This window comes from Nonomuraea sp. NPDC049378, assembly GCF_055586745.1.
The window spans coordinates 78,689-105,036 of the sequence record NZ_JBVJHP010000001.1; the positions used below are offsets into that span (position 1 = coordinate 78,689).

At 72.3% G+C, this 26,348-nt stretch carries 23 protein-coding genes and 1 pseudogene; 16 read left to right on the plus strand and 8 right to left on the minus strand.

The window, feature by feature from the left end:
* Positions 1-44: 44 nt before the first annotated feature.
* From ACZ6SA_RS00320 to ACZ6SA_RS00365, 10 genes are all read left to right on the plus strand, one after another.
* A complete protein-coding gene (locus ACZ6SA_RS00320; RefSeq protein WP_347642206.1) occupies positions 45-515 on the plus strand; it encodes a PPOX class F420-dependent oxidoreductase in 471 nt (156 codons plus the stop codon).
* Positions 516-776: 261 nt separating this feature from the next.
* Positions 777-1,739: a DUF6772 family protein gene (locus ACZ6SA_RS00325; RefSeq protein WP_347643122.1), complete on the plus strand. Its 963-nt coding sequence runs from the start codon at positions 777-779 to the stop codon at positions 1,737-1,739.
* Positions 1,740-1,747: 8 nt separating this feature from the next.
* On the plus strand, positions 1,748-2,086 hold the full coding sequence (locus ACZ6SA_RS00330) for a hypothetical protein (RefSeq protein WP_347642205.1): 339 nt from the start codon (positions 1,748-1,750) through the stop codon (positions 2,084-2,086).
* 12 nt (positions 2,087-2,098) lie between these two features.
* Positions 2,099-3,646: an ABC transporter substrate-binding protein gene (locus tag ACZ6SA_RS00335; RefSeq protein WP_465825773.1), complete on the plus strand. Its 1,548-nt coding sequence runs from the start codon at positions 2,099-2,101 to the stop codon at positions 3,644-3,646.
* A gap of 34 nt (positions 3,647-3,680) precedes the next feature.
* Complete coding sequence (locus ACZ6SA_RS00340) at positions 3,681-4,730, plus strand: LacI family DNA-binding transcriptional regulator (RefSeq protein ID WP_347642203.1); 1,050 nt, start codon at positions 3,681-3,683, stop codon at positions 4,728-4,730.
* Positions 4,727-5,653, plus strand: coding sequence for an ABC transporter permease (locus ACZ6SA_RS00345; protein WP_347642202.1), 927 nt, complete (start codon positions 4,727-4,729; stop codon positions 5,651-5,653). Before ACZ6SA_RS00340 ends, ACZ6SA_RS00345 begins: the two co-directional genes overlap by 4 nt.
* The gene (locus tag ACZ6SA_RS00350) at positions 5,653-6,522 is read left to right on the plus strand and encodes an ABC transporter permease (RefSeq protein WP_465825776.1); all 870 of its coding nucleotides are present in this window, start codon (positions 5,653-5,655) and stop codon (positions 6,520-6,522) included. Before ACZ6SA_RS00345 ends, ACZ6SA_RS00350 begins: the two co-directional genes overlap by 1 nt.
* A gap of 2 nt (positions 6,523-6,524) precedes the next feature.
* Positions 6,525-7,535, plus strand: coding sequence for an ABC transporter ATP-binding protein (locus ACZ6SA_RS00355; RefSeq protein ID WP_465825778.1), 1,011 nt, complete (start codon positions 6,525-6,527; stop codon positions 7,533-7,535).
* A complete protein-coding gene (locus ACZ6SA_RS00360; protein WP_465825780.1) occupies positions 7,522-8,559 on the plus strand; it encodes an ABC transporter ATP-binding protein in 1,038 nt (345 codons plus the stop codon). Before ACZ6SA_RS00355 ends, ACZ6SA_RS00360 begins: the two co-directional genes overlap by 14 nt.
* 3 nt (positions 8,560-8,562) lie before the next feature.
* Positions 8,563-9,744, plus strand: a complete 1,182-nt coding sequence (locus ACZ6SA_RS00365; RefSeq protein ID WP_347642198.1) for a phospholipase D-like domain-containing protein — start codon at positions 8,563-8,565, stop codon at positions 9,742-9,744.
* Between the two features lie 31 nt (positions 9,745-9,775).
* Here the strand turns inward: ACZ6SA_RS00365 and ACZ6SA_RS00370 are convergent, their stop codons facing one another.
* Positions 9,776-12,820: an MGH1-like glycoside hydrolase domain-containing protein gene (locus ACZ6SA_RS00370; protein ID WP_465825781.1), complete on the minus strand. Its 3,045-nt coding sequence runs from the start codon at positions 12,818-12,820 to the stop codon at positions 9,776-9,778.
* Positions 12,821-13,040: 220 nt separating this feature from the next.
* Positions 13,041-14,513 (minus strand): MFS transporter, encoded by a 1,473-nt coding sequence (locus tag ACZ6SA_RS00375; RefSeq protein ID WP_347642196.1) that lies wholly within the window; start codon positions 14,511-14,513, stop codon positions 13,041-13,043.
* A gap of 120 nt (positions 14,514-14,633) precedes the next feature.
* On the opposite strand from ACZ6SA_RS00375, the gene ACZ6SA_RS00380 reads away from it, so the two are divergent.
* The 5 genes from ACZ6SA_RS00380 to ACZ6SA_RS00400 all read left to right on the plus strand — a co-directional run bounded on the left by ACZ6SA_RS00380 (position 14,634) and on the right by ACZ6SA_RS00400 (position 19,261).
* Entirely contained in the window at positions 14,634-15,854 is a 1,221-nt protein-coding gene (locus ACZ6SA_RS00380; protein ID WP_347642195.1) for a cytochrome P450, read from the plus strand.
* Between the two features lie 2 nt (positions 15,855-15,856).
* Positions 15,857-16,507, plus strand: a complete 651-nt coding sequence (locus ACZ6SA_RS00385) for a TetR/AcrR family transcriptional regulator (protein ID WP_443150662.1) — start codon at positions 15,857-15,859, stop codon at positions 16,505-16,507.
* Between the two features lie 107 nt (positions 16,508-16,614).
* Positions 16,615-16,809, plus strand: coding sequence for a ferredoxin (locus ACZ6SA_RS00390; RefSeq protein ID WP_347642193.1), 195 nt, complete (start codon positions 16,615-16,617; stop codon positions 16,807-16,809).
* On the plus strand, positions 16,806-18,020 hold the full coding sequence (locus ACZ6SA_RS00395) for an NAD(P)/FAD-dependent oxidoreductase (protein WP_347642192.1): 1,215 nt from the start codon (positions 16,806-16,808) through the stop codon (positions 18,018-18,020). Before ACZ6SA_RS00390 ends, ACZ6SA_RS00395 begins: the two co-directional genes overlap by 4 nt.
* A gap of 71 nt (positions 18,021-18,091) precedes the next feature.
* A complete protein-coding gene (locus ACZ6SA_RS00400; protein ID WP_465825783.1) occupies positions 18,092-19,261 on the plus strand; it encodes a cytochrome P450 in 1,170 nt (389 codons plus the stop codon).
* Positions 19,262-19,294: 33 nt separating this feature from the next.
* On the opposite strand, the gene ACZ6SA_RS00405 is transcribed toward ACZ6SA_RS00400, so the two are convergent.
* Both ACZ6SA_RS00405 and ACZ6SA_RS00410 read right to left on the minus strand, forming a co-directional pair.
* On the minus strand, positions 19,295-19,459 hold the full coding sequence (locus tag ACZ6SA_RS00405) for a hypothetical protein (protein ID WP_465826643.1): 165 nt from the start codon (positions 19,457-19,459) through the stop codon (positions 19,295-19,297).
* Between the two features lie 83 nt (positions 19,460-19,542).
* Positions 19,543-19,815 (minus strand): annotated as a pseudogene (locus ACZ6SA_RS00410) (LppU/SCO3897 family protein); the annotation flags it as partial.
* Between the two features lie 70 nt (positions 19,816-19,885).
* Between ACZ6SA_RS00410 and ACZ6SA_RS00415 the strand changes: the two are divergent.
* Positions 19,886-20,881, plus strand: coding sequence for an endonuclease/exonuclease/phosphatase family protein (locus tag ACZ6SA_RS00415; protein WP_347642189.1), 996 nt, complete (start codon positions 19,886-19,888; stop codon positions 20,879-20,881).
* Between the two features lie 8 nt (positions 20,882-20,889).
* On the opposite strand, the gene ACZ6SA_RS00420 is transcribed toward ACZ6SA_RS00415, so the two are convergent.
* Genes ACZ6SA_RS00420 through ACZ6SA_RS00435 form a run of 4 tightly spaced genes read right to left on the minus strand, consistent with a single transcriptional unit; the run spans position 20,890 to position 26,223 of the window.
* Positions 20,890-22,338, minus strand: a complete 1,449-nt coding sequence (locus ACZ6SA_RS00420; protein WP_465825786.1) for a hypothetical protein — start codon at positions 22,336-22,338, stop codon at positions 20,890-20,892.
* Complete coding sequence (locus ACZ6SA_RS00425; RefSeq protein ID WP_465825787.1) at positions 22,335-23,204, minus strand: OmpA family protein; 870 nt, start codon at positions 23,202-23,204, stop codon at positions 22,335-22,337. The genes ACZ6SA_RS00420 and ACZ6SA_RS00425 overlap by 4 nt, the downstream gene beginning before the upstream one ends.
* Positions 23,201-25,687, minus strand: coding sequence for an Hsp70 family protein (locus ACZ6SA_RS00430; protein ID WP_465825789.1), 2,487 nt, complete (start codon positions 25,685-25,687; stop codon positions 23,201-23,203). Before ACZ6SA_RS00430 ends, ACZ6SA_RS00425 begins: the two co-directional genes overlap by 4 nt.
* On the minus strand, positions 25,684-26,223 hold the full coding sequence (locus ACZ6SA_RS00435) for a nucleotide exchange factor GrpE (protein ID WP_347642186.1): 540 nt from the start codon (positions 26,221-26,223) through the stop codon (positions 25,684-25,686). Before ACZ6SA_RS00435 ends, ACZ6SA_RS00430 begins: the two co-directional genes overlap by 4 nt.
* Between the last annotated feature and the right edge of the window lie 125 nt (positions 26,224-26,348).

The window sequence follows — 26,348 nt, forward strand, 5'->3', positions numbered from 1 at the left end:
CCGGTGAAAGGATCGTGACCTCAGCTGAGCGAAAGGCACATGAGATGGCTCCGAACATCGCTACCGCACGCCGCGTCGAGCTGCCCGAGCTGCTCGACTTCCTCCGCCCCAGGCATCACGGCCTGCTGTCCACCACCCGCGCCGACGGGCGGCCGCAGCTCTCGCCGGTCTCCTGCGGCGTCGACGCGGGCGGCACGATCGTGGTCTCCACCTATCCCGACCGTGCCAAAGCGCGCAACGCCCGCCGTGACGAGCGGGCGTCGATCTGCGTGCTGTCCGACGACTGGAACGGCCCGTACGTCCAGGTGGACGGCCGCGCCGAGGTGCTCGACATGCCGGAGGCCCTGGAGGCGCTGGTCGAGTACTACCGGTGCATCGCCGGCGAGCACCCCGACTGGGACGAGTACCGGGCGGCCATGCGGCGCCAGGACAAGTCGCTGATCCGCCTGCACATCGAGCGCTGGGGGCCCATCGCGACCGGCGGGTTCCCCGCGCGTCTGGTGTCCGGGGACTGAGACCCGGACGTCTCGACGATCGGGCGGCGGCACCGGCCGCCGCCGCCCGATCCCCTGAACACGGCGCTGAGCACGGCGCTGAGCACGGCGCTGAGCGGCTGGGCACGGCGCGCGAAGCCACGACCTCTCGTCGGAATGTCCGCGTAGGTCCCTTGACATCCGCAATTGGGCGAGTTAGCGTCCTCGAAACCTGGAATTAACGTTCACGTGAACGTTCATCCTCCCCAGGGAATTGTCGACGAGAAGGACGCCCCCTTGAGCGTGGACACCACCCGTGTTCCGGCCGACGACCTCCGGCGCGCGCTGATCGCAGCAGACCCCAAACTCTCCAAGTTCAACCCGCTCCCCCGCATACTCGCCTTCGACGAGTTCAATACAGGAACGCACGGCTGGTGCGAACTCATCGGAAACCACGACGGCCACGGAAATCTCGACACGGTCGACGTGCACATGCGCGACTTCCGCCCGCCGCAGCTCAGCGCGTGCGATTTCTTCGACATCGGCACGCACGCCGCGATGAGCGGGAATTACGCGCTCAAGGTCGCCACCCGGCCGGTGACCGGCCACACCGCGGTGGCGATCCGCCGGCTCACCATGGCCAGGCGCGGGGTGGTGCAGTTCGAGACGTACTTCACCTACAAGAGCGAGGCGGCCACCGCCGAGTCCTCGCTCGGCAACAGCTTCGGCGACATCGAGTGGGACGGCAACCTGCACCCGTCCGAGGCCCAGTTCGGGGCATTCACCGTGGCCACGGACCTGTGCGACGGCGAGGGCATCCGCTATCACTGCGTCGCCCGCTACCAGAACACCGACCTGGACCACAACTTCACCAGGCGCTGGATGTACCCCGTGGTGCCCGAGCCGACGCCCAGGGAGAACCTGCACAACCAGGAGAACCTCTCGCCCACCGAGGACTTCACCGCGCCGAACCCCGAGGACTGGCGCCCGCTCGACGAGGAGCCGCAGTTCCTCTGCTACAACGAGGTGCCGACCAAGGTCAACTGGCACTATCTGCGCTGGCAGTTCGACACCAGGACGCGGACGAACATCGAATTGCAGGTCAATGACCGGATCATGGACATGCGCCAGGTCCCGGTGCCGGCCTATCCCGACAAGTACGACGGCCTGGAGAACCTGCTCAATTTCTACGTGAGCGTGCGCACCCATTCTCCGGTACGCAACTTCCTTTTCCTTGATTCCGCACTGATTTCCGTGGATTGGTGAGCACCGGCATGAGGCACGCTCTTACCGCCGTTCTTGAACGCAACACCACTTTCACCGCAGATTTCGCGACCGAGCCGTACGAAGCGGGCTGGGCCGCGGAGGCGCGCTGGTTCGTCCGGACCCTGGCTCTGGAGGGCGACGCGCCCGCCCTGCGGCTGACCGCCCAGATCTCCCCCGACGGGCTGCACTGGTGCGACGACGACGGGAGCACCGAGCAGATCGCCACGGAACCCGGGCTGGTGTCCATGCGGGTGCGCGAGTTCGGCCACTGGTTGCGCCTGCGCGCCACGCTGACCGGCGGCGACCCGAAGGCCAAGGTCCTGATCTACCTGGCACTCAAGAGCTGAGAGGAGCTCGACATGACGGCAACGGAGGGAGTGGGCAGGCGGCGGTTCCTGGCCCTCCTGGGAGCCGGGGCCGCCGGCGCCTCCCTCCCCGCCCTCGTCACCGGGTGCGCCCCCGGCGGCAAGGGGACGGGACCCGCCGCAGGAGGGAACCGGCCGCTCAGCGCCGCGTTCTACCAGGCGATCAACGACCTGGACCCGCACGGCCCGAGCGCCGTGGACGAGGCGTCGCTGCTCGCCAACCGGCAGATCTACGACACGCTCGTCGCCTGGGACGGCGAGAAGGCGGCGCCGAGCCTGGCCACGTCGTGGCGCCAGCCCGACGAGACGACGTGGGAGTTCACCCTCCGCGACGGCGTCGTCTTCCACGACGGCGGCAAGCTGACCTCGGCCGACGTCAAGGCGTCGCTGGAGCGCCTGGCCGCCTCCGACGGCCCGCAGAAACCGCTGTGGTCCACGGTGGACACGATCAAGGCCCCCGACCCGCGCACCATCACGATCACCACGAAGGAGCCCGCCGGCACCCTGCTGGTGAACCTGGCCCTCGCCTTCATCCTGCCGGCCGCCCGGATCGGCAAGGGCGACCTGTCCCGCAACGCGATCGGCAGCGGCCCCTTCGCCGTCGAGTCGTTCACCCCCTCGTCGCAGCTGCTGCTCAAGCCCGCGCCCGGCTACTGGGGCGGGGCGCCCAAGCTGGCCGGCCTGCGCCTGCCGTACATCCCCGAGTCCTCCACGCGCATGACGTCGCTGCAGAACGGCGAGGTGGACGTCACCTGGATCATCCCGCCCGACGAGCTCGGACGGCTGCGCGGCGTCGACGGCGTGAAGATCGAGAGCAAGCCGGGCGTCAACTACTTCCTCACCTGGTTCAACTGCGGCAGGAAACCCTTCTCCGACCCGCGCGTGCGCCGCGCGCTGCTCCACGCGCTCGACGTCAAGACCATCGTCTCCAGCCTGTACGGCGACGCCGCCGCCGTCATGGACGCCCCGATCCCGTCCGCCGTCTTCGGTCACGCCCCCCAGAAGCCCTACGAATACGACCCCGACCTGGCCAGGCGCGAGCTGGCCGAGGCCGGTCACGGCTCCGGGATCCGCACCTCGATGATGTGGTTCAAGGACACCGGGCCCCTCGCCACCGAGCTGGCCCAGTCGATCATCTCGGCCTGGGCCAAGGTCGGCGTGGTCGTCGAGCCGCAGCAGATCGAGAAGGCGGCCTGGCTCAAGCGGCTCACGGCGCTCGACTGGGACATCGAACTCCAGGTCAACACGGTGACCACCGGAGACGCCGACTACACCCTCGGCCGGCTCTACACCAGCGAGGCCAACCGCATGGGCTACGCGAACAAGGAGCTCGACGGCATCCTCGCCAAGGCCAAGGCCACCTCCGACCAGGACGAGCGCAAGTCGCTGTACGGCCGGGCATGCGAGATCATCTGGCGTGACGCGGTCGGCGTCTTCCCCGCGGCGCTGGCCGCCACGTACGGGCTGCGCTCCACCGTCGCGGGATTCGTCCCCGCGGCCAACAGCCAGCCCGAGTTCCGCACGGTGTCGGCCACCGGGTGACCCGTGCGAGACCAGACCCCAGCCCGGGAGCGCCATGCGTGAGGCACGCCGTACGACACTGAAGGACATCGCCGAGAGCCTCGGCGTCTCGGTGAACACCGTCTCCAGAGCCCTCGCCGACAAGGACAGCGTCGGCCTGGAGACGCGCAAGCGGGTGAAGGCCGAGGCCGAGCGGCTGGGCTACGTGCCCAACTCCACGGCCAGGTCGCTGGTCCTCGGCTCCGCGAGCACGCTCGGCATGGTGATCACCAATCCGTCCAACCCGTTCTACGCCCAGCTCATCAGCGGGATGGAGCAGCACTGCCGGCGGCACGGCTACTCCTTACTGCTGATGGCGACGGAGGAGAGCCTGGCCAACGAGCGGCGCGCGGCCGAGGAGCTGCTGCGGCGCGGCGTGGACGGGGTGCTCGTGGTGACGGTGCAGGAGGGGGCCGAGCACTGGCGGCGCTTCCGCGCGGCCGGCGTCCCGCTGGTCCTGATCAACCGTGACGTGCCCGAGCTGAACGCCGACCTGGTGGGCGTCGACCACGTGAAGGGCGGCTACGAGGCCGCCAGGCACGCCGTCGCCCAGGGCGCCAGGAAGATCTACTTCCTGGAGGAGGACCTGGGCGTCTCGGCGGTCGCCGACCGCGTCGAGGGTTACCGGCGGGCCATGGCCGACAGCGGCCTGCCCGTCGAACCCGACACCGTGATCAGGGTGCCGACCCGGCGGCTGGAGCAGAGCGCGATGCCGTGGGACCCGAGCGAGGCGTACCGGCTGGCCAGGGAGGTCGTGCGGTCCGCGCAGCGCCCGATGGCGTTCGTGGCCGGCAACGACTACTTCGCGCTCGGCGTCTACCGGGTCGCCGACGAGGCCGGGCTGCGGATCCCCGACGACATCCTGGTCGTCGGCTACGGCGGCCACCCGTTCGCCCCCTACGTGATCCCCTCGCTCACCACCGTGGAGCTGCCCGCCGCGGACATCGCCGTGTCCGCCGTCGACCGCATGTTGCGGCGGCTCGGCGCGGCGGCGGGGGCGCCGGAGCAGGTCCTGTTCCCGCCCCGGCTGGTCGTGCGGGCGTCGAGCGGCGGGGGCGGCACATGACCGCCTACCTCGGACGGCGGCTCGCCCAGGCGCTGCTCCAGATCTGGGGCGCGATCACGATCGTCTTCATCGCCCTGCGGGTGCTGCCCGGCGACCCGGCCGAGCTGATCCTCGGCAGCCAGGCCACGCCCGAGGCGCTGGAGGAGCTGCGCGGCAACCTCGGGCTCGACGAGCCCCTGCTCGTCCAGTACGCCACCCACATGCGGGACGTCGTCGCCCTCGACTTCGGCCACTCCTGGCGGCAGAGCGTCAGCGCCCTGGACGCCTGCCTGGAGCGCCTCGGCTCGACCCTGTCCCTGTCGGCGTGGGCGATGGTGATCACCATCGTGCTGGGCTTCGCGGCCGGTACGTTCGCCGCCCGCCGCGCGAACACCTGGGCCGACCACCTGGTCTCGGTGTCCTCGCTGGTCGGCCAGGCGCTGCCGCCGTTCTGGATCGGCATCATGCTCTCGCTCATCTTCGCGCGCTGGTTGCAGATCCTGCCCAGCACGGCCGACGGCACCATGGTCAGCCTGCTGCTGCCCGCGTTCACGCTGGCGCTGCCGTTCGTGGGCTGGCTGGGCCGGCTCGTACGCACCGGAATCCTCGAGGAGATGAACCAGGACTACGTCCGCACGGCCCACGCCAAGGGCATGAGCCCGCGGGTGGTCTTCTCCATCCACGTGCTGCGCAACACCCTGGTGCCGGTGGTGACCATGCTGGGCCTGCTCATGGGCTACTTCATCGCGAACGGCGTCATCGTCGAGGTGATCTTCGCCTGGCCCGGGATCGGGTCGCTGCTCATCGACTCGATCACCTTCCGCGACTACGCCGTGGTCGAGGCCGTCCTGACCGTGATCACGGTCTGCTACATCCTGCTCAACCTGCTGGTCGACGTGCTCTACGTGTATCTCGACCCCAGGATCCAGTTGGAGAACGCCTGATGACAGTGAACGTGCGAGGCGCGACGCTCGCCGGCCGGCTGGCCGCGCTGCCCCTGCGCGCGCACCTGGCGCTCGGGACCGTGCTGCTGTTCGTGCTGGCCGGCCTGCTCGGGCCGCTGCTGGCGCCGTACGACGCGGCCCGCACCAGCCCGGTCGACCGGCTGCTGCCGCCGGGCGCCCGGCTGTCCGACGGCGTGACGGCGTGGCTCGGCACCGACCAGGTCGGGCAGGACCTCCTGGCCGAGGTGCTGGCCGGGATGCGCACCTCGCTGACCGTGGCGCTGGTGACCGTGGCCGTCGGCGGAACGGTCGGGCTGCTGCTCGGCCTGCTCGCGGGCTACTTCGGCGGCTGGGCCGACGGGATCATCTCCAGGCTCGGCGACATCCAGCTCGCCTTCCCCAGCCTGCTGCTGGCCATCCTGCTGGCCGGGGTCCTGGGCCCCAGCATGGTGAACGTGATCATCGCCCTGGCGGTCACCAGATGGGTGATCTTCGCCAGGGTGGTGCGCGGCTCGGCGCTCGCCGTGCGCGACCGGGAGTTCGTCGACTCGGCGCGGGTGATGGGCGCCTCCCACGCCCGCATCCTCGCCGGCTACATCCTGCCGTCGTGCCTGCCGCCGCTGATGGTCGCGGCCACCGTGCAGGTCGGCCTGACCATGGTCGCCGAGGCGTCGCTGAGCTTCCTCGGCCTCGGTGTGCCCGCCGGGCAGGCGTCCTGGGGCTCGACGATCGCCGAAGGCCGCGACTACCTCGCCTCGGCCTGGTGGATCGCGGCCGTGCCGGGCGCCGCCCTGGCGCTCGTCGTGGTCAGCATCGGCGTCCTCGGCGACCTGCTGCGTGACGCCTCCGACCCGATGACGGAGCTGTGACGATGAGTGAAAGGGCGAACGGATCCGCAGCCCCGCTGCTGGAGGTCGAGGACCTGGCCGTGGAGTTCGACACGCCGGCGGGGCCGCTGCGGGCCGTGCGCGGGGTGTCCTTCGAGGTCGGCGAGTGCGAGACGCTCGCGATCGTCGGCGAGTCCGGCAGCGGCAAGAGCGTGACCGCGCAGGCGCTGATGGGGCTGGTGCCGCAGTCGGCGCGCATCGCGGGAGGGCGCGTCTCGATCGAGGGCCGCGACGTCGCCGGGCTGTCCGGCCGCGAGTGGCAGGCGCTGCGGGGCGAGCGCATCTCCATGATCTTCCAGGATCCGCTGAGCGCGCTGAACCCGTCGCTGACGGTGGGCTACCAGATCGCGGAGATGTTCCGCAGGCACCGCGGCACCGGCCGGGCGGAGGCCCGCCGCCGGGCGGCGGAGCTGATGGCGCAGGTGGGCATCCCCGATGCCGAGCGGCGGCTCGACGACCATCCGCACCGCTTCTCCGGCGGCATGCGGCAGCGGGTGATGATCGCGATGGCGCTGGCGCTCGACCCGCGGCTGCTCATCGCCGACGAGCCCACCACCGCGCTGGACGTGACCGTCCAGGCGCAGATCCTGCGGCTGCTGCGGCAGCGGCAGCGGGCCGAGCGGCTCGGCATGGTCCTCATCAGCCACGACCTCGGCGTGGTCGCGCGGGCGGCCGACCGGGTGGCCGTCATGTACGCGGGCCGCATCGTCGAGACCGGCACCGTGGCCGAGGTGTACGAGCGGCCCGCCCACCCGTACACGCTGGGCCTGATGCGGGCGGTGCCCGACCCCCGCGACCTCGGCGCCCCGCTGGAGGCGATCGACGGCCGGCCGCCCGACCTGGCCGCGCGGCCCGCCGGCTGCGCCTTCCACCCGCGCTGCCCGTTCGCCAGGGACGTCTGCCGCACCGACGACCCCGCCCCGCGCGAGCTCCGCGCTCGGCGTACCAGTGCCTGCCACTTCGCGGAGGAGGTGATCGCGCATGGCCGGGGCTGAACCCCTGCTGGAGCTGTCCGACCTGGTGACGAGCTACCGCCTGCGGCCGGGGATCGGCCGGCGCGGGGGCGAGGTGCGGGCCGTGGCCGGCGTGAGCCTGACCGTCGGCGCGGGCGAGACCGTCGGGCTGGTCGGCGAGTCCGGGTGCGGCAAGTCCACGATCGCGCGGACCATCGTCGGCCTGGTGCGCCCGTCCGGCGGCAGGGTCCTGTTCGACGGCCGCGACCTCGGCACCCTGCCCGCCAGGGAGCTGCGCAGGCTGCGCCGCGACATCCAGCTCGTCTTCCAGGACCCGTACGCCTCGCTGAACCCGCGCATGACCGTCGCCGCCCTCATCAAGGAGGCGTGGCGCATCCACCCCGGGCTGGTGCCGCGCGAGCGGTGGGACGAGGAGGTGCGCGCCCTGCTGGAGCGCGTCGGCCTGCGCCCCGAGCACGCCGGCCGCTACCCCCACCAGTTCTCGGGCGGGCAGCGCCAGCGCATCAGCATCGCCAGGGCGCTGGCCGTGCGGCCCCGGTTGATCGTCTGCGACGAGGCCGTGTCCGCGCTCGACGTCTCGGTGCGGGCGCAGATCCTCAACCTGCTGCAGGAGCTGCAGCGCGACCTGGGCGTGTCGTACCTGTTCATCTCGCACGACCTGGGCGTCGTCCGGCACCTGTGCGACCGGGTGGCGGTGATGTACCTGGGCAAGATCGTCGAGACCGGTTCCAAGGAGGACATCTACCGGAAGCCGGCCCACCCGTACACGCAGGCCCTGCTGTCGGCGGCGCCCAGCCTGGACGACTGGCGGCCCGGCGGCGGGCGCGACGAGATCGTCCTGACCGGAGATGTTCCCTCACCGTTGCGCCCGCCGACAGGCTGCCGTTTCCGTACGCGCTGCTGGCAGGCCCAGGATCGATGCCGCGACGAGGAACCGGCGCTGGTCGAACGGGACACGGGTCACCCGGTCGCCTGCCACTTCCCCGGAGCGCTTCCGCCCCCCGCAACGACGGCGCCCGAGAGCGGCCGTCTCACGAAGGAGTGATCCATGCCAGGCACGTTCCTGCCCGCGCTCGCCACAGGCGCCCTGATGGCCACCACCGTGCTCGCGGGCGCGGGCCCGGCCGCCGCCTCCGCGAGCACCTGCGCGGACGCGCCCGCCACGCCGGTGACGACGGCGGCCGTCTTCAACGACCCGGTGAGCGGGGACGGGGCGGCGCTCGTCCAGAAGCTCTGCGGCCTCGTCAAGCAGACGCCCGCGGGCGCCCGCATCCAGGTCGCCCACTTCGTCATGTCGGGCGCCGCGGGCACCGAGTTCGCCGACGAGCTCGTCAAGGCGCACCAGCGCGACGTGGACGTGCGGGTCGTCCTGGACGGCGACAGGCGCGGCGCGGCCGTCGCGGAGAAGCTGGCGGCGGCGCTGGGCACGGACACCTCGGCGCGCTCCTGGCTGCACGTGTGCACCGGCCCGCCCTCCGGCGGCACCGCCGCCTGCATCGGCAACAAGGGCCAGCACAACAAGTTCTACCTGTTCTCGCGCACCGGCCACGCCTCCGAGGTGGTGGTGCAGTCGTCGGCCAACCTGACCGACCTCAACTCCACCACGTACTGGAACAACGCGGTCGTCCTGCCCGGCAACCGGCGCCTGTACGACGCCTACGCCGGCTACTTCTCCGACCTCGCCGCGGAGCGCAAGAACCTCGACTACTACCGGGTCGTCCAGACCGGCGGGCCCGGCGGCTCCGTACGGGCCGGCTTCTTCCCCAAGGCGAGCGGCGACCCCGTCGTCGACGAGCTCGGCAAGGTGTCCTGCCGGGGCGGGACGACGATCAGGGTCGGCATGTCGGAGTGGGACGCCTACCGCGTGGCGATCCCGCGGCGGCTGCGTGACCTGGCGGCCCAGGGCTGCACGGTGCGGATCGTCTACGGGATCATGGACGACGAGGTCAAGGAGCTCCTGCTGGCCGAGCCGCGCGTCGAGCTGCGCGCCCTCGGCGACGGGGCCGCGCTGCCCGGCCGCGTGCACTCGAAATACCTGCTCGTCGAGGGCTCGTACGACGGCGACCGCCACGCCCGCCGGGTGTTCACCGGCAGCCACAACTACAACGAGACCTCGCTGCGCCGCAACGACGAGGTGCTGTTGCGGTTGAACAACCGGAAGGTCTACGAGCAGTACGTGGCGAACTTCGAGCGCATGCGCGAGGTGGCCGCGCCGGCGACCCAGCCGTAGCAGGACGCCCGTGGCGGGACGGGCGGCCCGTCTAGCCGCTGCGGCCCTCCAGGCCCGTGATGGCGATCGTGCCGGACGTGCCGCGCAGGCCGAAGCCGTGGCGGAAGCCCTCGCGGGCCTGCGGCGTGGCGAGGGTGCCGCCGATCGAGGCGGTGCGCAGCCGCCGCCACTCGCCGGGTGCGCCGCCCGTCGTGGACCCGCCGGCCGTGCCCGCCGTCCGGGCGAAGGAGGTGATGGTGTCGCCGGAAAGCACCAGCGCCAACCGGTCGCCGGGCGCCAGGGTCAGCGCGGCGTCACCGGGCGTGTCGAGGAACCGGCCGCCCACCCGCACGTTGATGCCCGACTGCTTGCGGGTGTGGTTGTACCAGGCGGTCACGTAGTTGTCCTGGTCCTTCACCCAGCCGACGAACACGCTGTCCTCGGCGCTGCCGGTGCCGGCGAAGGAGCCGGCCGTCACCACGCTGATCGCGTCGGCCGACGACGGCCCCGCCGGTCCCGCGACCACGCCGAAGAACGGCCGCGCGCCGCTGCCCGCGAACCTGCCCCCGCCGACCGTGATCTCCGGCTCGGCCTCGCCGCCTTCCGGCCGGTGCACGGTGTAGCCCGCGGAGGTGTCGGTGGCGAACGTGTCCTCCACCTCGACCTTCGCGTACGCGGCCGGGTCGAGCTCCCGCTCCACGTGCGCGTACGCGCTCACCGCCCGCACCTGCCGGTCGTAGGTCGCGAAGGCCCGCACGGGGTGAACGTCGGGGCGCGGCCCTTCGCCGTCCGGCGGCGACACCCGCCAGCGCACCGCGAACTCGCCGCCCGGCCGCACCACGGGGGTCTCCGTCCTGCCGCGCGGCTCGGCGGACCAGCCGGGCGGCACGGCCAGCTCGACCTTCACCTTCGTGGCCGGCCTGCGGCCGTGGTTGGCGAACGTCGTGGTCACGGCGGCGGGCGCGCCCGACCCGGTGACGGTCGCGTCGAGGCTGGTGTCGCCGGCGGCGGGCGACCACGCCTGCAGCTCGGTGACGCCGACGTACGCGCCGGGCTGCGGCGCGAACACCAGCCGGATCGCGGTCGTGGTCAGCTCGGGGAACGTGACCCGGTTCAGCGCCGCGCCTGCGGGCCGCTCCGGCGTGCGTGCCTGGCCGGGCACCTCGCGCCACGCCCCGCCGTCAAGGAACTCCAGCCGGTACGACGCCGGCGCCCGCACCTCGCCGCCGTCGTCGTAGCTGTGGAACCGCACGTCGCTCACCCGGGTCGGCACGCCGAAGTCGACGCCGAGATGGTCCTCGGGGTTCGGCGAGCGGTGGTTCGTCCACCGGCTGTGCGGGATGTCGTCGTAGAAGATCCGCCCGTCCACGGCGTCCCACACGCTGTCGATGGCGCCCGTGTAGGAGGCGAACGGCTTGGGGTGGCCGGTGCCGTGCGGGTTCGCGGCGTCGTTGCTCGGGCGCTCGGCGCGGTGGGGAGCCGGGCCCGGCACGCGGGCGGCCAGCTCGCCGAGCCCCGGCCGGGTGGCGGCGAGCCTGCCGTCCACGTAGAGGCGCAGGCCCTTGCCCTGGCCGTACCTCGTGCCGTCGCGGTCCCACAGGACCGTCACGTTGTGCCCGTGGTAGGGCACGTTCTCCAGCGCGAAGTGCGTCCACCCCGCGGGGGCCAGCGGGTTGACCACGACCTTGCCGCCCGCCTGCGGCCGCAGCCCGATCAGGCCGCTGATCACCAGGTCGTTGAAGGTGGAGTGGTTGTAGTGCTCGCTGTGGCCCTTGCCGTCGTAGATCCAGCGCGGCTCGTCGGGGTGGTGCGCCTCCGCGACGTACGGGCGGCCGTCCTTGTACTGGGTGAGCGCGTACCCGCGCAGCAGGCGGTAGTAGTCGGCGGCGGTCACCACGTCCTGGTCGCGCCCGTTGAGCAGGTTGGCCAGCCCGGTCAGCGTGGTCGACGTCGAGTACGGCCAGCTCGGCCCGTTCCAGCGGCAGCAGCCGCTCAGCGCGTCCTTCATGAACAGCGGGCTGCGCCGCTCGGCCGTGGCCGGCCCGTACGGCGCGGCGAACCCCTGCGGGTCGAGCAGTTGCGCCCACGCCCGCTCGGTGCCGGGCCTGGCCATGCCGAACGCCCACGGCACGAACCCGATCTGCTCCCTGGTGGTCACCAGCTTCTGCTCGGGGTCCAGGTCGGCGCGGGCCTTGTGGTAGAAGAACCGCCGCTCCGGGTCCCACAGGTGGCGGTGCAGGGCGTCGCGCAGCGCGTCGGCCCGCCGCTCGAACGTCTCGGCCAGCGACCTGTCGCCGCGCATCCCGGCGATCGCCGCGATGGCCCTGGCGTCGCCGTACTGGTAGGCGTTCAGCGTCGGCCGGTAGCCCGCGCCGCCGTGATAGGGGTCCTCGGGGTCGGTCTCGTAGGAGGAGGCGGTGTACTCCATCGCGTCCCACACCGGCACCGACCAGTAGAGGCCGAGCCCTTCGTCGTACTGGCCGCCCCACTTGTCGTACTGGCGGACCAGGTCGGGCAGCAGGTTCTCGACGAAGGACGCGTCGCCGGTCACGAGGTAGCGCTGGTAGGCGGCGTCGGCCGCCCACCACGCGTACTGGTGGGCCCAGTCGTCGGTGTCCTCGTTGACGAAGTCCTCCTTCGGCTTGGGCCCTGCGCCGGGGCCCCGCAGCCAGTAGGTGAGGTAGTCGTCGATCGGGCGGGGGTCGCGCAGCCAGCGGCCCTCGTACACGTGGTGGCCCGCGGCGGCGACGATGCCGCCCAGCGGCGCGGCGTAGCCGGGGGCGTTGTGGAACTCGGTGATGATGTGGCCGGTCGCGGAGCCGGTGTAGCGGATGTGCCGCTTGAAGGTGCTCCAGCGGTAGTAGTAGACGTCCTGGATCTCCTGGTCGGGCACGTCCAGGAAGGGGATGTTGGCTTCGTACCACTCAGGTTCGGCGAGGCCGGCCAGCAGCGCGCGGTGGTCGAGGAAGTCCGTGCCCCTGCCGACCTCGGGATACGTCGGCGAGGGCTCGGGGGCGGCGGCCGCCGGGGCGGGGATCAGGGCGTGCGGCGCGGCGAGCACCGCGAGCATCGCCAGCGCGGCGGCCGTGCGTCTCATGGTCACCTCGGGCGTACTCGGGGGGTGACAGCGACCGGGCGGCACCCGGGCCCGCTCAGTTCCGGTCAACTGATCGACCGAACCTGACCGATATTGCTCAACTATTGACCACTCGCCGGCGATACGCAAGATTCGCCCGTCCGGGAAACCGCCGTCGTCGCCGTGGTGGCGCTCGGCACGGTGGAGCAGGCGCCGATCCGTGCGGGCGGGCTCCCCGGCGTCAGCCGCTCCCCGGCGCCTCCGCCGGGGCCCCCGTGGGCACGCGGGAGGTGGCCGGGAAGGCGCCGGAGCGGCGGTGGCCGGGGAGGAACGCCGCGATCGCGAGCGCGACCAGTGCCGCGCCGCTGCCGATCGCCATGACCAGGCGGAAGCCGTTCTCGGACGGCGCGGTGAGCGCGCCGAAGGTGACCGTCAGCTGGGCCAGCACCACGCCCGCCACCGCGCTGGAGACGGACGTGCCGATGGAGCGCATCAGCGTGTTGAGGCTGTTGGCGGCCGCCGTCTCCGAGACGGGGACGGCGGCCATGATGAGCGCGGGCATGGCGCCGTACGCGATGCCGATGCCCGCGCCGATCACGGCGGAGACGAGCACGAGGTGCCAGATGGCGGACATCAGCACGACGCTCAGGCCGTAGCCGGCGGCGACCACGGCGGCGCCGAGCATCAGCGTCACCTTGGGGCCCCTGGCTCGGGACACGCGCGCCGACACCGGCGCCATGGCCATCATCACCAGGCCGGACGGCGCGAGCACCAGGCCCACGGCCAGCATCGTCTGCCCCAGGCCGTAGCCGGTGGCGACCGGCAGCTGCAGCACCTGCGGGAGCACCAGGGACATGGCGAACATCGCGAAGCCGAACACGGCGGAGGCGAGGTTGGTGAGCAGCACCTGGCGGCGCGCGGTGGCGCGCAGGTCGACCAGCGGCTGCCTGGTCCGCAGCTCCCACCATCCCCAGGCCGCGAACACCACGGCCGACGCGGCGAACAGGCCGATCGTCAGGCCGCCCGCCCATCCCCAGTCGGCGCCCTTGGAGATGGCCAGCAGCAGGCAGATCAGCCCGGCGGACAGGCCGGCGGCGCCGACCAGGTCGAATCGCCCTCCGCTGCGCACACTGGACTCGGGCACGAGCTTCACCACGAGCACGGCGGCGAGCACGCCGAAGCCGGCCGACGTCCAGAACAGCACGTGCCAGTCGGTGCTCTCCGCGAGCAGGGCGGCCGCGGGCAGGCCGAGCGCGCCGCCGACGCCCAGCGAGGCGCTCATCAGCGCGGTCGCGGAGCCGAGCCGCTCGGGTGGCAGCTCGTCGCGCATGATGCTGATGCCCAGCGCGATGACGCCGGCCGCCAGGCCCTGCAGGGCGCGTCCCACGACCATGGGGGCCAGCGTGTCGCTGAGGCCGCCGATGGCCGAGCCGGCCACCAGCAGGGCGAGGCTGACGAGGAGCATGCGGCGTTTGCCGTACATGTCTCCGAGCCGCCCCACCACCGGCGTCGCGACCGCGCCCGCGAGCAGGGTCGCGGTGATCGCCCAGGTGGCGTCGGACGCGGTGGCGCCCAGGAGCGCGGGCAGCTGCGGGATCAACGGGATGATCAACGTCTGCATGAGCGCGACCACGATCCCGGCGAAGGCCAGCACCGCCACGACGACGGTGGGCCGGCGTGGCGGTGCGGCAGGCTCGGCAGGGACGTGGGGCATGTGGTGCCTCCGTGGGTGGCGAAACAGGACGTCACGCCATTTTAAATCAGTCGCTTGACTTAAGCTAACCGGCCCGGTTAACTGGCGGCGAAATCCGCGGTCAGTCCAGAGGAGGTCGTGATGGGCCACGACGACGTGGAACAGGCGTTGAACTACCCCATTCCCAGCGAGGCCGCACTCGAGCCGCCCGCCGAGTGGGCGCGGCTGCGCGAGCGCTGCCCCGTCGCGCGGGTGACGCTCCCCAGCGGCGACCAGGCCTCCCTGCTGACCAGGTACGACGACGTCAAGCTGGTGTTGTCGGACCCGCGCTTCACCCGGCAGCTCAACGCCGACGACGCGGCCCGCATCGCGGCCAACGAGTCGGGCGGCGTGTTCAACAGCTCGATGGCCACGACCATCCCGCAGGGCGGCGAAGGGCACCAGCGGTGGCGGCGCATGGTCGGCAAGTGGTTCACGGCCAAGCGCATGGCCGCGCTGAAGCCCGGCATCGAGGAGATGGCCGAACGGCTCATCGACGACATGGTGGCCCAGGGCCATCCGGCCGACCTCAAGGCGAGCCTGGGCTTCCCGCTGCCCGTGTGGGTGATCTGCGACCTGCTCGGGGTCCCCGACTCCGACCGCGACAAGTTCGCGTACTGGTCCGACACGCTGCTCAACCTGACCCGCTACACGCAGGCGGAGATCGACGCGGCGCAGACCGAGTTCGTGGCGTACATGGGCGAGCACGTCGCCGCCAGGCGCGCGCGGCCGGGCGACGACCTGCTCAGCGAGCTCATCAAGGGCGCCGACGCCGCCGGCGAGACGATGCCCGACACAGCGTTGGTCGCCACCGGCATGGGGCTGCTGGTCGCCGGGCACGAGACGACGGCCAACATGATCGGCAAGATGGTGGCCATGCTGCTCGCCGACCGGCGGCGCTGGGAGCGGCTGCTCGCCGATCCTTCGCTGGTGCGCTCCGCGGTGGAGGAGTCGCTGCGGTTCGACGCCAACCCGGGCTTCGGCATGCCGCGCTACATCGGCGAGGAGGTCGAGGTCGCCGGCGCCGTCATCCCCCGGGGCACCACCGTGGTGTGCAGCATGGCCGCCGCCAACCGCGACGAGAACGCCTTCGAGCGCGCCGGGGAGATGAGGCTGGACCGCGTCCCCAACCCGCACCTGGCGTTCGGCTCCGGCGCGCACTCATGCCTCGGGCAGTCGCTGGCCCGCACCGAGCTGCAGACCGTGCTCGAGGTGCTGCTGCGCAAGCTGCCCTCGCTGGAGCTCGCCGTCCCCGCGGAAGACCTGCACCGCGTCGAAGGGCTGGCCGTCGGCGGGTTGCGCGAGGTCCCGGTGCGGTGGTGACCGTGGCCGCCAGAACCCCTAGGGCCGGACGGGCCAGCGCGACCCGGGAGCAGATCCTGGTGGCGGCGGAGCGGCTGTTCGCCGAGCACGGGGTGTTCGCCGTGTCCAACCGCCAGGTCAGCGAGGCCGCCGGCCAGGGCAACAACGCCGCCGTCGGCTACCACTTCGGCACGAAGGCGGACCTGGTGCGGGCGATCGCCCGCAAGCACGCCGAGCACACCGAGCGCATCCGCGGGCGGATGGTGGCCGAGGTCGGCGACTCCGCCGAGGTGCGCGACTGGGTGGCCTGCCTCGTACGCCCGATCGCCGAGCATCTGGCCTCCCTGGGCAGCCCGACCTGGTTCGCCCGGTTCGGCGCCCAGGTGATGACCGATCCCACGCTCCGCGAGATCATGGTCGAGGAGTCGCTCACCTCCCCCTCCCTGCAGCAGATCATCGACGGGCTCGACCGGTGCCTGCCCGCGCTGCCCGCGGACGTGCGCGCCGAGCGCAACGACATGGCCCGCCAGCTGATGGTGCACATGTGCGCCGAGCGCGAGCGCGCCCTGGCCGAAGGAGTCCCGACACCCCGGGCCAGCTGGCAGGACGCCGCGACCGGACTGATCGACGCGATCGTCGGAATGTGGCAGGCGCCGGTCACGCGCGCTCCCTGACCTGCCCCGTCGATTGGCCCTGTCGATTGGCCCTGTCGATTGGCCCCGTCGATTGGCCCTGTCGACCAGTCCTGTCCCGACCGATGCACGAACGAAGGGGAACCATCATGAGAATCACCGTCGATGAGGACAAGTGCTGCGGCGCCGGCCAGTGCGTGCTGCTCGCGCAGGAGGTGTTCGACCAGCGGGAGGACGACGGGGTCGTGGTCCTGCTCGACGCGGCACCACCCGAGCGGCTGCACGCCACCGTGCGCGAGGCGGCCGACGTCTGCCCGGCGGCGGCGATCGAGCTGAGCGAGTGAGCGTACCCTCCGGCGTCCTGGTGGTCGGGGCCGGCGCCGCCGGGCTCGCCACCGTGGAGGCACTGCGGCGCAAGGGCTACCGGGGCGAGCTGACCGTCATCGGAGCCGAGCCGCACCCGCCCTACGACCGGCCGCCGCTGTCGAAGCAGGTCCTGTCCGGCGCCTGGGAACCCGGGCGCGCCCGGTTGCGGACGGAGGCCGCGCTGGCGGCGCTGGAGGCGGAGTTCGTCCTCGGCGACCCGGCCACCGGCCTGGACGTCGCCGCGCGCACGGTCCGCACCGCGTCCGGGCGGGTCCTGCGGGCGGGCGCCGTCGTCATCGCCACGGGGCTGCGGCCCCGGGCGTTTCCCGGGCAGGACGGGCTGGCCGGGGTCCATGTGGTGCGCACCCTCGACGACGCGCTGGCGCTGCGGGCGGAACTGCGTCCCTCCGTCCGGCTCGTGGTGGCCGGGGACGGGGTGCTGGGCGCCGAGATCGCCGCCACCGCACGGGGGCTGGGGGCGGAGGTCACGCTGGTCGGGCCGCAGCCCGCGCCGCTGGCCGGTCAGCTCGGCCCGGCCGCCGCGGCGCTGCTCGCCGGCCTGCACACCGGACGCGGGGTCCGCCTGCGGCCCGGCACGGGGGTCGCCGGGCTCGCCGGGCTCGCCGGGCTCGCCGGCGAGAACGGGCCGGGCCGGCGGAGGGGGCGGGTGACGGGCGTGTGCCTGGACACCGGCGAGGTGCTGGCGGCCGACGTGATCGTGGTGGCGATCGGCGCCGACCCGGCGACCGGCTGGCTCGCGGGCAGCGGCCTGCGCCTGGAGGACGGCGTGGTGTGCGATCCGCGCTGCCGGGCGGCCGAAGGCGTCTACGCGGCCGGCGACGTCGCCCGCTGGCACCACGACGGGCTCGGCACGTCGTTGCGGCTGGAGAACCGGACCAACGCCACCGAGCAGGCCGGGATCGTCGCGGCCGGCATCCTCGGCGAGGATCGTGCCTACCGCCCGGTGCCGTACTTCTGGACCGACCAGTTCGACGCCAGGATCCAGGTGCACGGGACGCCGTCCGGCGAGGCGACCGTCGTGGAGGGGGACCCGGCGGAGCGCCGGTTCGTGGCGCTCCACCGGGAGGGCGGCAGGGTCACCGGCGTGCTCGGCTGGAACATGCCCAAGCAGGCCCGCCTGCGCCGCAAGGAGATCGACGCGTTCGCGGGGCTCACCGCGGCCCGGTGACCGACCACTGTGGAAGGACACATCACACGATGACGGCCATTTCTGACGAAAAAGGGATTCCTGGGTTCCCGATGGACCGGGCGGCCGGGTGCCCGTTCGACCCGCCGCCGGAGCTGCGCTCCCGGCAGGAGGAGGGCCCGCTCACGCGGGTCCGGCTCTGGGACGGCAGCACGCCGTGGCTGGTGACGCGCTATGCCGAGCAGCGGGCGCTGCTGGGCGACCGGAGGGTCAGCGCCGACGTCACCCGTCCCGGCTATCCGAGCCCGGCCAGGATCAGCGGCGGCTCGTCCATCGGCTTCATCCTGATGGACGACCCCGAGCACGCCCGGCTGCGGCGCATGGTGACCGCGCCGTTCACGGTCCGGCGGGTCGAGGCCATGCGGCCTGACGTGCAGAAGATCGTGGACGACCTGATCGACGAGCTGCTGGCCGGTCCGAAGCCGGTGGACCTGGTCGAGGCGTTCGCGCTGCCGGTGCCCTCGCTGGTGATCTGCCGGCTGCTCGGGGTGCCGTACGACGACCACGAGTTCTTCCAGGACAACAGCAAGGTCGTCATCAGGCGGGACGCCACCCCGGAGCAGCGCGCCGCCGCCGTCGGGCGGCTGGCCGCGTACCTGGACGGCCTCGTGGGCGACAAGCTCGCCGCGCCCGGCGACGACCTGCTGTCCCGGCTGGCCGAGCGGGTCAAGGCCGGGGAGCTGTCGCGGCAGGAGGCGGGCCAGATGGGGGTGCTGCTGCTGATCGCCGGGCACGAGACCACCGCCAACATGATCGCGCTCGGCACGCTCGCCCTGCTGGAGCACCCCGACCAGCTCGACCTGCTGCGCAGCGCCGACGACCCCCAGCTGATCGCGGGGGCCGTGGAGGAGCTGCTGCGCTACCTGCACATCACGCACAACGGGCGCCGCCGGGTCGCGCTGGAGGACATCGAGATCGCCGGCCAGGTCATCCGCGCCGGCGAGGGCCTGATCCTGGCCAACGACATCGGCAACCGCGACCCGGCCGCCTTCCCCGACCCCGACCGGCTCGACCTGCGCCGCGAGGCCCGCCACCACGTGGCCTTCGGCTTCGGCGTGCACCAGTGCCTGGGCCAGTCGCTGGCCCGGATGGAGCTGCAGGTCGTGTACGGCACCCTCTACCGGCGCATCCCCACCCTGCGGCTGGCGGCGGATCTGCAGCGGATCCCGTTCAAGCACGACGGGTCCGTCTACGGGGTCCACGAACTTCCCGTGACCTGGTGAAACTCGCCCGTGCCCGCCGCCCGGCGGGCACGGTCACGCGCGGTCGGTGCAGATCGTGAGCGGCGGATCCGGGTAGACCAGGTAGATCGGGCGGGCCAGGTCGTTGCGCACGGGGTAGGCGGCGTCCTCGCCGCACAGCTCCTTGTCGGCGGTCCCGTCGACCCGCTTGACGATCTTGTACGTCGCCGACGGCCGCACGCCACCTTGGTCGCCTTGCCGGTGGGGAAGCCGACCTCCTGATGGAAGCATTCGCCCACCTCGGCGTTGAGCGTCAGGCACAGATGCCAGCCGCCGCCCCTGACGTATCCGCTGCTCGCGTAGCCGTAGGTGGTGCTCCCGCACGACCGCTCGCCGCGCTTGAGCCGCATGGCCACCCGGTACGCCGCCTCCGGCGCGGCACAGCCGACGATCCGGAAATCGGTGGTCTTCTTTCCCTCCCCGACCGCCTCCAGGCAGTCGCCCTGCCGCGCCCGCGACGGGTCGTTCTCCGCGGCGCATCCGGTCAGGACCGACGCGCCGATCACCGCCAGTAACACGATCTTGCCCTTCACCACCGTCCCATCTTGGCAGCAGACCGGACCGGATCCTCATCTTCGGTTAAGAATGACCGTTTACCGTGCGACTGTGCTGGTTCAACAGGACGCGGAGGCGGCGCCGGAAGCGCCGCCCCGTCGCCGCCGGGTGCGGGGAGCGCGGCCGGCCATCGCGGTGGCCGTGCTGTTCGCGCTGGGAACGGCCGTACGGGCCGGAGGGCTGGAGACGGGCGCCTTCCTGGTGCCGATGGTCTCTTTCACGCCCTATTTCACGGTCGCGGCACTGGCGATGCTGGCGGTCGCGGTCGCCGTGCGCAGCAGGGCCGCCATCGCGCTCATGCTGGCCGTGTGCACGTGCCTCATCTGGTGCGTGGCGCCGCGGACGCTGGGCGGCCCCGGCTCCGCCGAGGGGCGGCCGCTGCGCGTGCTCACCGCCAACCTCAACGGCGGCCGCGGGGACGCCGCCGTGCTCGTCGACCTGGTGCGCCGGCTGAACGTCGACGTGCTGAGCCTCCAGGAGGTGACCTGGTCGGCCGGTGCGCGGCTGGCCGCCGCCGGGCTGCCGGCGCTGCTGCCGTACCAGGTGAGCCGGCCGATGTTCCGCGGCCCCGAGGGCAGCGGCGTGTACGCGCGCCACCCGCTGCGGGAGCGGACCGGCCTGTTCCAGCCGGTCGGGCACCACATGCCGGTGGTGGAGGTGACGCTGCCCGGCGGCTCGGCCGTGGAGGTCGTGGTCGTGCACCCGGTCGCGCCCGTGCCCTCGACGGTGCCGGAGTGGCACGCCGGGGTCGCCGCGCTGCCTCCCGCACCTGCCTCCGGGCCGCCGCGCATCCTGGCCGGCGACTTCAACGCGACCCTCCACCACGCCGTCTTCCGCCGGTTGCTGGCCACCGGCTACACCGACGCGGCCGCGGCCACCGGGCAGGGCCTGGTGCCCACCTGGCCGCAGGGCCGGGGGCTGCCCCCGCTGGTGGCCATCGACCACGTGCTGACCGACGGCCGGGCCGGCGCGGTCGCCGTCCAGGTGCACGACCTGCCGGGCTCCGACCACCGGGCGCTCTTCGCGGACCTGCGGCTGCGACCGTAGCCGGCCCGTCATGTCCCCCGCGGGCGGGCGCCGTATTTCCAGCCCTTGAGCAGCAGATCTGTTATCGGGGGGAACTCAGCGACGGAGCGGCCAGGGGCCAAGGCCACCACAAGGATCACGAGGAGGGCGTCGAGCGCGATCAAGATGAGCCCGAACACGACGGCGACACTCGCGATCAACGCCATGACCGTGGCGACAACCAGCAGTATGAGCAGGGGTATCACGATCCGCCGCCGCGCGGCCCGGCTCTTGCAGCGAGCACAGCGCGGCACGGGGATCGTGGCCGTCCGCCACGTGGTTTTCCACTGCAGGTGGTTGACATCCCCGTACATCTTGTGCTCCAGGGCGGCCGACGGGTCCGCGTCCCGGCCGCAGAAGAAGCAGGCGTGCAGGGAGAGGTTGCCGCTGATGATGTCGATGTTCTCCTGGACCCGGTCGCGGACGGGGTCCGTGACCGCCAGGGCCAGCGCGTGATCGAGCAGGTCCAGTGCACGCCGGTTCTCCTTCGTCGCGTTGACGAAGGCCACCACGCAGGCGAGTGCCGCATGGGCGAGATCGTCGCCGGCGTCCCGCACCGCCCAGTGGTCGTCGGGCAGCACCTCGGTGAGCACCCTGAGCAGGGGCTTGGCCTCGTCGAGGAGCCGCTCGGCGATCTCGTCGCCGCGGCCGGGATCCGGCTTGAGCTGCTGGTACGCGTCCTCGCAGAGCGCCTTCATCCTGGACGCCTCCGGCTCCAGCGCGGCCCGTAGGGCGTCGTCGACCAGCTGGGACGCCTGCCCCAACCCCCTCATGACTCCGGCGTGCCTGCGCGCGTCCCGCAGCCGCCCTTCTCTGACGGCCCTGGCCGCGAGTTGGGCGCTGATCGACAGCAGCGCCGCGGGCAGGTCGTCGCGCATCCGCCGGACCGTGCGCGCGGTCAGCCGCGGATCGTCGATCTCCTCCGCCCGGGCCCGCACCAGGTCCCAGAAGGTGTCGTCGGCGATCACCTTGGCCCAGCACGCGTACGCCCGCCGCCACGACCGCAGGCGATCGTCGTCCAGCTCGTCCGATTCGAGCGCCTTGACGAGGGAGAACACCGCGAGGTTGTGCGTGGCGACGGCCCCGGCAGGCCCTCGCTCCGCGTGCTCCCACATGTGGAGCGCCTCGTCCGGTTCGCCCCGCAGCAGCGCGGCCATGGCGGCGTCGTCACTGTCCACGGGCCACAACCAGAAGAGCTCGTCCACCAGCCGGACCACCGGATCTCTGAGGCGCTGCACCGCCCGCTGCGTGGCGTCGTCGTCGAACGGCCGCTCCGGCGGCAGCATCCCCTGGGTCGTGCCCGCTTTGCCGAGGCGTTCCATGACAAGCAGGCGGTCGGTGTGCCGCCGGACCTCGCGCGCCGTCGCGCGCACGGGCAGCCCGGTGATCCGGAAGGCGTTCTGCCGGTAGAGGTCCGGCTTGAGGTCGGCAAGCGTCATCGGGTGGCTCCGGAGATGCGCAGGGTCACCGTGCGGTTGCGCGCGTCGTCCCGGAACGGCGGCATGAGCCCGCCCATGGACGACACCGCGAACCTGGTGGTGGGGATGCGCGACGCGGCGCGCAGCACCTCACGCACGTAGACGGCTCTGGCCAGGCCGAGGTCGGTGTTGCTGGCGTACTCGCCGCCCGGCAGGATCGCGTTCCTGTCGGTGTGGCCGATGACGGCGACCTCGATCTCACCCGCGTACGGGCGCAGGCGCGCTCCCAGATCGCCGAGCACGGCCCTCCCCCTCCGGGTCAGGGTGGCGCCCTCGCTGAACAGGGCGTCCTCGAAGGCGACGGAGATCTCCTGCCGCGACCGGCTCACCCGCACGCCCGGAACCTGGAGTCGCACGCCGGCCAGGACGTCACGTTCGGCCGGCGGGGAGGGCGAGGCCGGGACCGTCCGCGTGACGACGACCGGCGCGGCAGGCGGCTGCGCCGCCCCCAGCCTGGCCGTCTCCATCCGGATGTCGACGAGCAGGGCCAGCGCGCCGGCCGTGACCAGCACCGTGCAGCCGGCCAGCAGCGCCCGGCCGGTCCCGCGCCGCCGGCCGGCCGGGCGCATGGCCGCGATCCGGCGCCGCCCCGCCGCGATCTCGGTGGCGCCGGGCGCGATCTTTTCCGCCTCCGCCCAGCACTGGTCGGCGCGGTCCAGGTCGCCCTGCTGGGCGTGCACGCGGGCCAGCAGGTCCAGCACCGCCACGCTGGTGTCCCCCGGGAGGTCCTCCAGCAGGTCCACGGCCTCGGCGTACCGTCCTTCCCTGGCCAGGGCCCTGGCCTGGGCGAGGGTCAGCTCGCGGGTGATCGACGGCGGCATGGTCACGAGCCGTTCACGACCGTGCTGCTGAGGTCGAGCGGCGGGGGCTCCGGCAACATTTGCTCCAGCTGGCGGTTGACGTCGCGTACCGTCCTGACGTCACCCTGCTCGACCGCCTTCCTGCCGGTGGCGATGAGCTGCGCGGCCTCGCCCCTGTCACGCATCTCCGGCTGCAGGCTCCGGAGATGGTCGAAGCGGATCACCGGCAGCTCGTTCGTGCGGTCCAGTACGTCCCCCGCGAGCTCCCAAAGGTCCCGCATGCGCCTGCCCAGCAGGGCGGTGTCGTGCGCCGTGATGGCCTCCCGCGTCGCGGACTCGAGGGAGGACAGCGTCCGCTCGTCGTTCGAGTCGCCCCTGGCCAGCACGATCTCCCTGACGCCCGCCATCGCCTCCTTCGCCTCCGCGACCAGCTTCGGCCACTCCATCACCTCCTCCACCCCGTCGACGGCGGCCTGGAGGTCGCGCAGCCGCTTGCCGCAGGCCGTCGCCGCGTCCGGATCGGCGCGTGCCGCGTCGGCCAGCGCCTCGACGTCCGCGACCGTCGCCTCCGCGTCGATCGTGGCGAGCAGCGCCTGGGCCCGCGCGTCTCCGAGGTCGGCGGCCTGGGTGCGGGCCTCGCTCAGGCGGTGCTTCTCCGCGCGGATCCTGCCCGCCAGCTCGTCGTACGTGGGGGCCGTCTCCGTACGGAGGTCGGCGACGTGCTCGAACTCCTCGTCGAGCAGGGGGATGTAGGCCCGGGCGACGACCAGCCTCGACTGGTCGATCACCACGGAGAACTCCACCTCGCTGCCCGCCGGCACGTCGCGGGTGACCTGGCCCGGATCGATCTGCAGCCGGCCGATCCCCCGGTTGCGGTCGGCCCGCGGGTGCTCACCCTCCAGAATGGGGATCCTGATGAAGCCCTGGTTCTCGCTCCTGCTGAGCGCGACGGTGGTCCACAGCCGGTGGCTGCGCCGCGCCGGCAGCGGGGTGCCCCGCTTGACCAGCTCGCTGAACTCGTTGTTCTCCAGCCCGACGCCGATGGAGTTGGTCAGCACCGGCTGGGAGTCGACGGTGCCGACGCGGTAGGTGAGCCGGTCGGGAGAGAGCTTCCGGCGCGTCCCCGCGGCGTCGGTGAGCTCGATGTGGAACGTGTTGGCACGCCCGCGCTCGGCCCAGAGCGTGGTGGTGAACGTCCCGTCGGAGTCCAGCACGATCTTCCCGCTCGACCAGGGCGGCTGCGCCTCGGGGTTGACCAGCCGGATCGCGAACCCCTCGGTGCCCGCCCCCGACACCCGGCCGCCGATGAGCGGCTCGGTCTCCGGTCCCATCGGCTCGTAGGCCAGGTCGACGGCGTACTCGCCGGCGGCCGGCACGCGCAGCGGCTCCATGCTGTCCAGACGCTGCGTCCCCGCGAAGACGGCGGCGCCCGTGGCGACGGCCGTGATCGGGTCCCTGCTGTGGTCGAGCGGGATCCCGAGCCCGTCCCTGGGGTCGGCTAGCCGCTCCCTCAGGTAGGGCGACAGGGTGGGCCCGCCCACCAGCAGCACCTTCTCGATGTCGGCAGCGCCGAGCCCGCGCTCCTCCAGCGCCTTCCTGCACAGGTTCACCGACCGCACGACGAACGGCTCGGTGAGCCGCTCCACGTCCGCCCGCCGCAGGTCGTACTCGAACTCGACCAGCTCGCCGCGGTCGTCCTTGAGCTCGATGGTGATGTCCGCGAACTCCGCCCGCGAAAGCCTGATCTTGGCCTGCTCGGCGGCCTGCTTGAGCTGGGCGATGACGGCGAGCGACCGCGGGTTTCCCCTGCGGAGGTCGGCGAACCGGTGCTGCCGGGCCAGCGCGGGGATGAGCAGATCCTCGACGATCTTCCAGTCGATCAGCTTGCCGCCGAGGGTGTTGTCGCCCCGATGGTTGACGACGGTGAACTCGCCGTCCCTGATGTTGACCACGGCCGCGTCGAACGTGCCGCCGCCGAGGTCGTACACCAGCCAGAAGGCGTTGTCCGCGATCGACTGGAACCCGTAGGCGAGTGCGGCGGCGGTCGGTTCCTGCAACAGCGGGGCGTGCGCCAGTCCGGCGAGCCGGGCGGCCTGCTCGGTCGCCTCGCAGGCGCTGAGCTCGAACGCCGCGGGAACCGTGATGACCGCCGCCCGCAGGTCCTCGCCGTACCGCTGGGCGACGTCGCCCTTCAGCGACTTCAGCACCTCGGCCGACAACTGCTCGGGGGGCATCGACCGGTCGCCGTTGGGGAAGACCTTGGCCTGGCCGGTCATGCCCATCTTGCTCTTGAACTCGATGCAGGTGTTCGCGGGGTCGATCTCGTTCTTCTTCTTGGCCCGGTCACCCACGTAGAGCCGGTCCCTGCGGTCGATCCAGATCGCGGAGGGAGTGCTCTCGGACTGGTCGTCATTGTTCTTGATCACCTCGACGTCGACGCCGTTCAGCACGGCGATCGAGCTGTTCGTGGTGCCAAGGTCGATGCCGTAGTCGATCGTGGTCCTGGTCACTGAGCGGCTTCCTTCGCGACGGGGTCGGGGGTGCCCACGATCACCTCTCCTCGCTGGATCATCTGGTCGTTCAGGTAGATGCTGGGCCGGATCGTCTCGACCACGCGGTCGCGGTCGAGCTCCGGCGCGGGCTGGTAGGACAGCACCTTGATCGAAAGTCCCGGGTCGAAGGGGTCGTTCAGATGGTCCTGGATCTTGACGCCGGCCTGGACGAGCGAGTCCCACGCCATTTCCAGATGGCGGGTCGCGGATCGGGTCACCCCGGGCACGCGTCGTACCCGCCGGTCGAGCCGCCAGATGCTCGTCACCACATCGGCGACGGATGAACCGGAAAGGGTGTCGTGCTGGATCCGCTCGGAGCCGCTCCGCGCGGGTTCCGCCGGCATGGGCTCATGAGCCGTTCTCACGAGCTCGTCGGCTGCCAGCCGTTCGAACGCCGCAAGGGCGTCCGCCGGCCACACGGCGGCGTGGATCCTGAACTCCCGAGGATGCTGCAGTTGCCGCATGTGGGCTCTGATGGAGCTCAGCAGGGCCACGTCAGCCCCCCTTTTCTGATTGTGCAGGTTGGCAAAGCAAGATAGTGCGGTGGGGGGGGGGGGGGGGGGGCGGAGGAACCCACGCGAAAACAAAATGAGGAGGAGGCGGTGGGCGGGAGGGCAAG

Coding starts and splice junctions, on each gene's coding strand:
- ACZ6SA_RS00320 (WP_347642206.1), top strand. CDS start 45: ATGGCTCCGAACATCGCTACCGCACGCCGCGTCGAGCTGCCCGAGCTG.
- ACZ6SA_RS00330 (WP_347642205.1), top strand. CDS start 1,748: ATGAGGCACGCTCTTACCGCCGTTCTTGAACGCAACACCACTTTCACC.
- ACZ6SA_RS00335 (WP_465825773.1), top strand. CDS start 2,099: ATGACGGCAACGGAGGGAGTGGGCAGGCGGCGGTTCCTGGCCCTCCTG.
- ACZ6SA_RS00340 (WP_347642203.1), top strand. CDS start 3,681: ATGCGTGAGGCACGCCGTACGACACTGAAGGACATCGCCGAGAGCCTC.
- ACZ6SA_RS00345 (WP_347642202.1), top strand. CDS start 4,727: ATGACCGCCTACCTCGGACGGCGGCTCGCCCAGGCGCTGCTCCAGATC.
- ACZ6SA_RS00350 (WP_465825776.1), top strand. CDS start 5,653: ATGACAGTGAACGTGCGAGGCGCGACGCTCGCCGGCCGGCTGGCCGCG.
- ACZ6SA_RS00355 (WP_465825778.1), top strand. CDS start 6,525: ATGAGTGAAAGGGCGAACGGATCCGCAGCCCCGCTGCTGGAGGTCGAG.
- ACZ6SA_RS00360 (WP_465825780.1), top strand. CDS start 7,522: ATGGCCGGGGCTGAACCCCTGCTGGAGCTGTCCGACCTGGTGACGAGC.
- ACZ6SA_RS00365 (WP_347642198.1), top strand. CDS start 8,563: ATGCCAGGCACGTTCCTGCCCGCGCTCGCCACAGGCGCCCTGATGGCC.
- ACZ6SA_RS00370 (WP_465825781.1), bottom strand. CDS start 12,820: ATGAGACGCACGGCCGCCGCGCTGGCGATGCTCGCGGTGCTCGCCGCG.
- ACZ6SA_RS00375 (WP_347642196.1), bottom strand. CDS start 14,513: ATGCCCCACGTCCCTGCCGAGCCTGCCGCACCGCCACGCCGGCCCACC.
- ACZ6SA_RS00380 (WP_347642195.1), top strand. CDS start 14,634: ATGGGCCACGACGACGTGGAACAGGCGTTGAACTACCCCATTCCCAGC.
- ACZ6SA_RS00390 (WP_347642193.1), top strand. CDS start 16,615: ATGAGAATCACCGTCGATGAGGACAAGTGCTGCGGCGCCGGCCAGTGC.
- ACZ6SA_RS00400 (WP_465825783.1), top strand. CDS start 18,092: ATGGACCGGGCGGCCGGGTGCCCGTTCGACCCGCCGCCGGAGCTGCGC.
- ACZ6SA_RS00420 (WP_465825786.1), bottom strand. CDS start 22,338: ATGACGCTTGCCGACCTCAAGCCGGACCTCTACCGGCAGAACGCCTTC.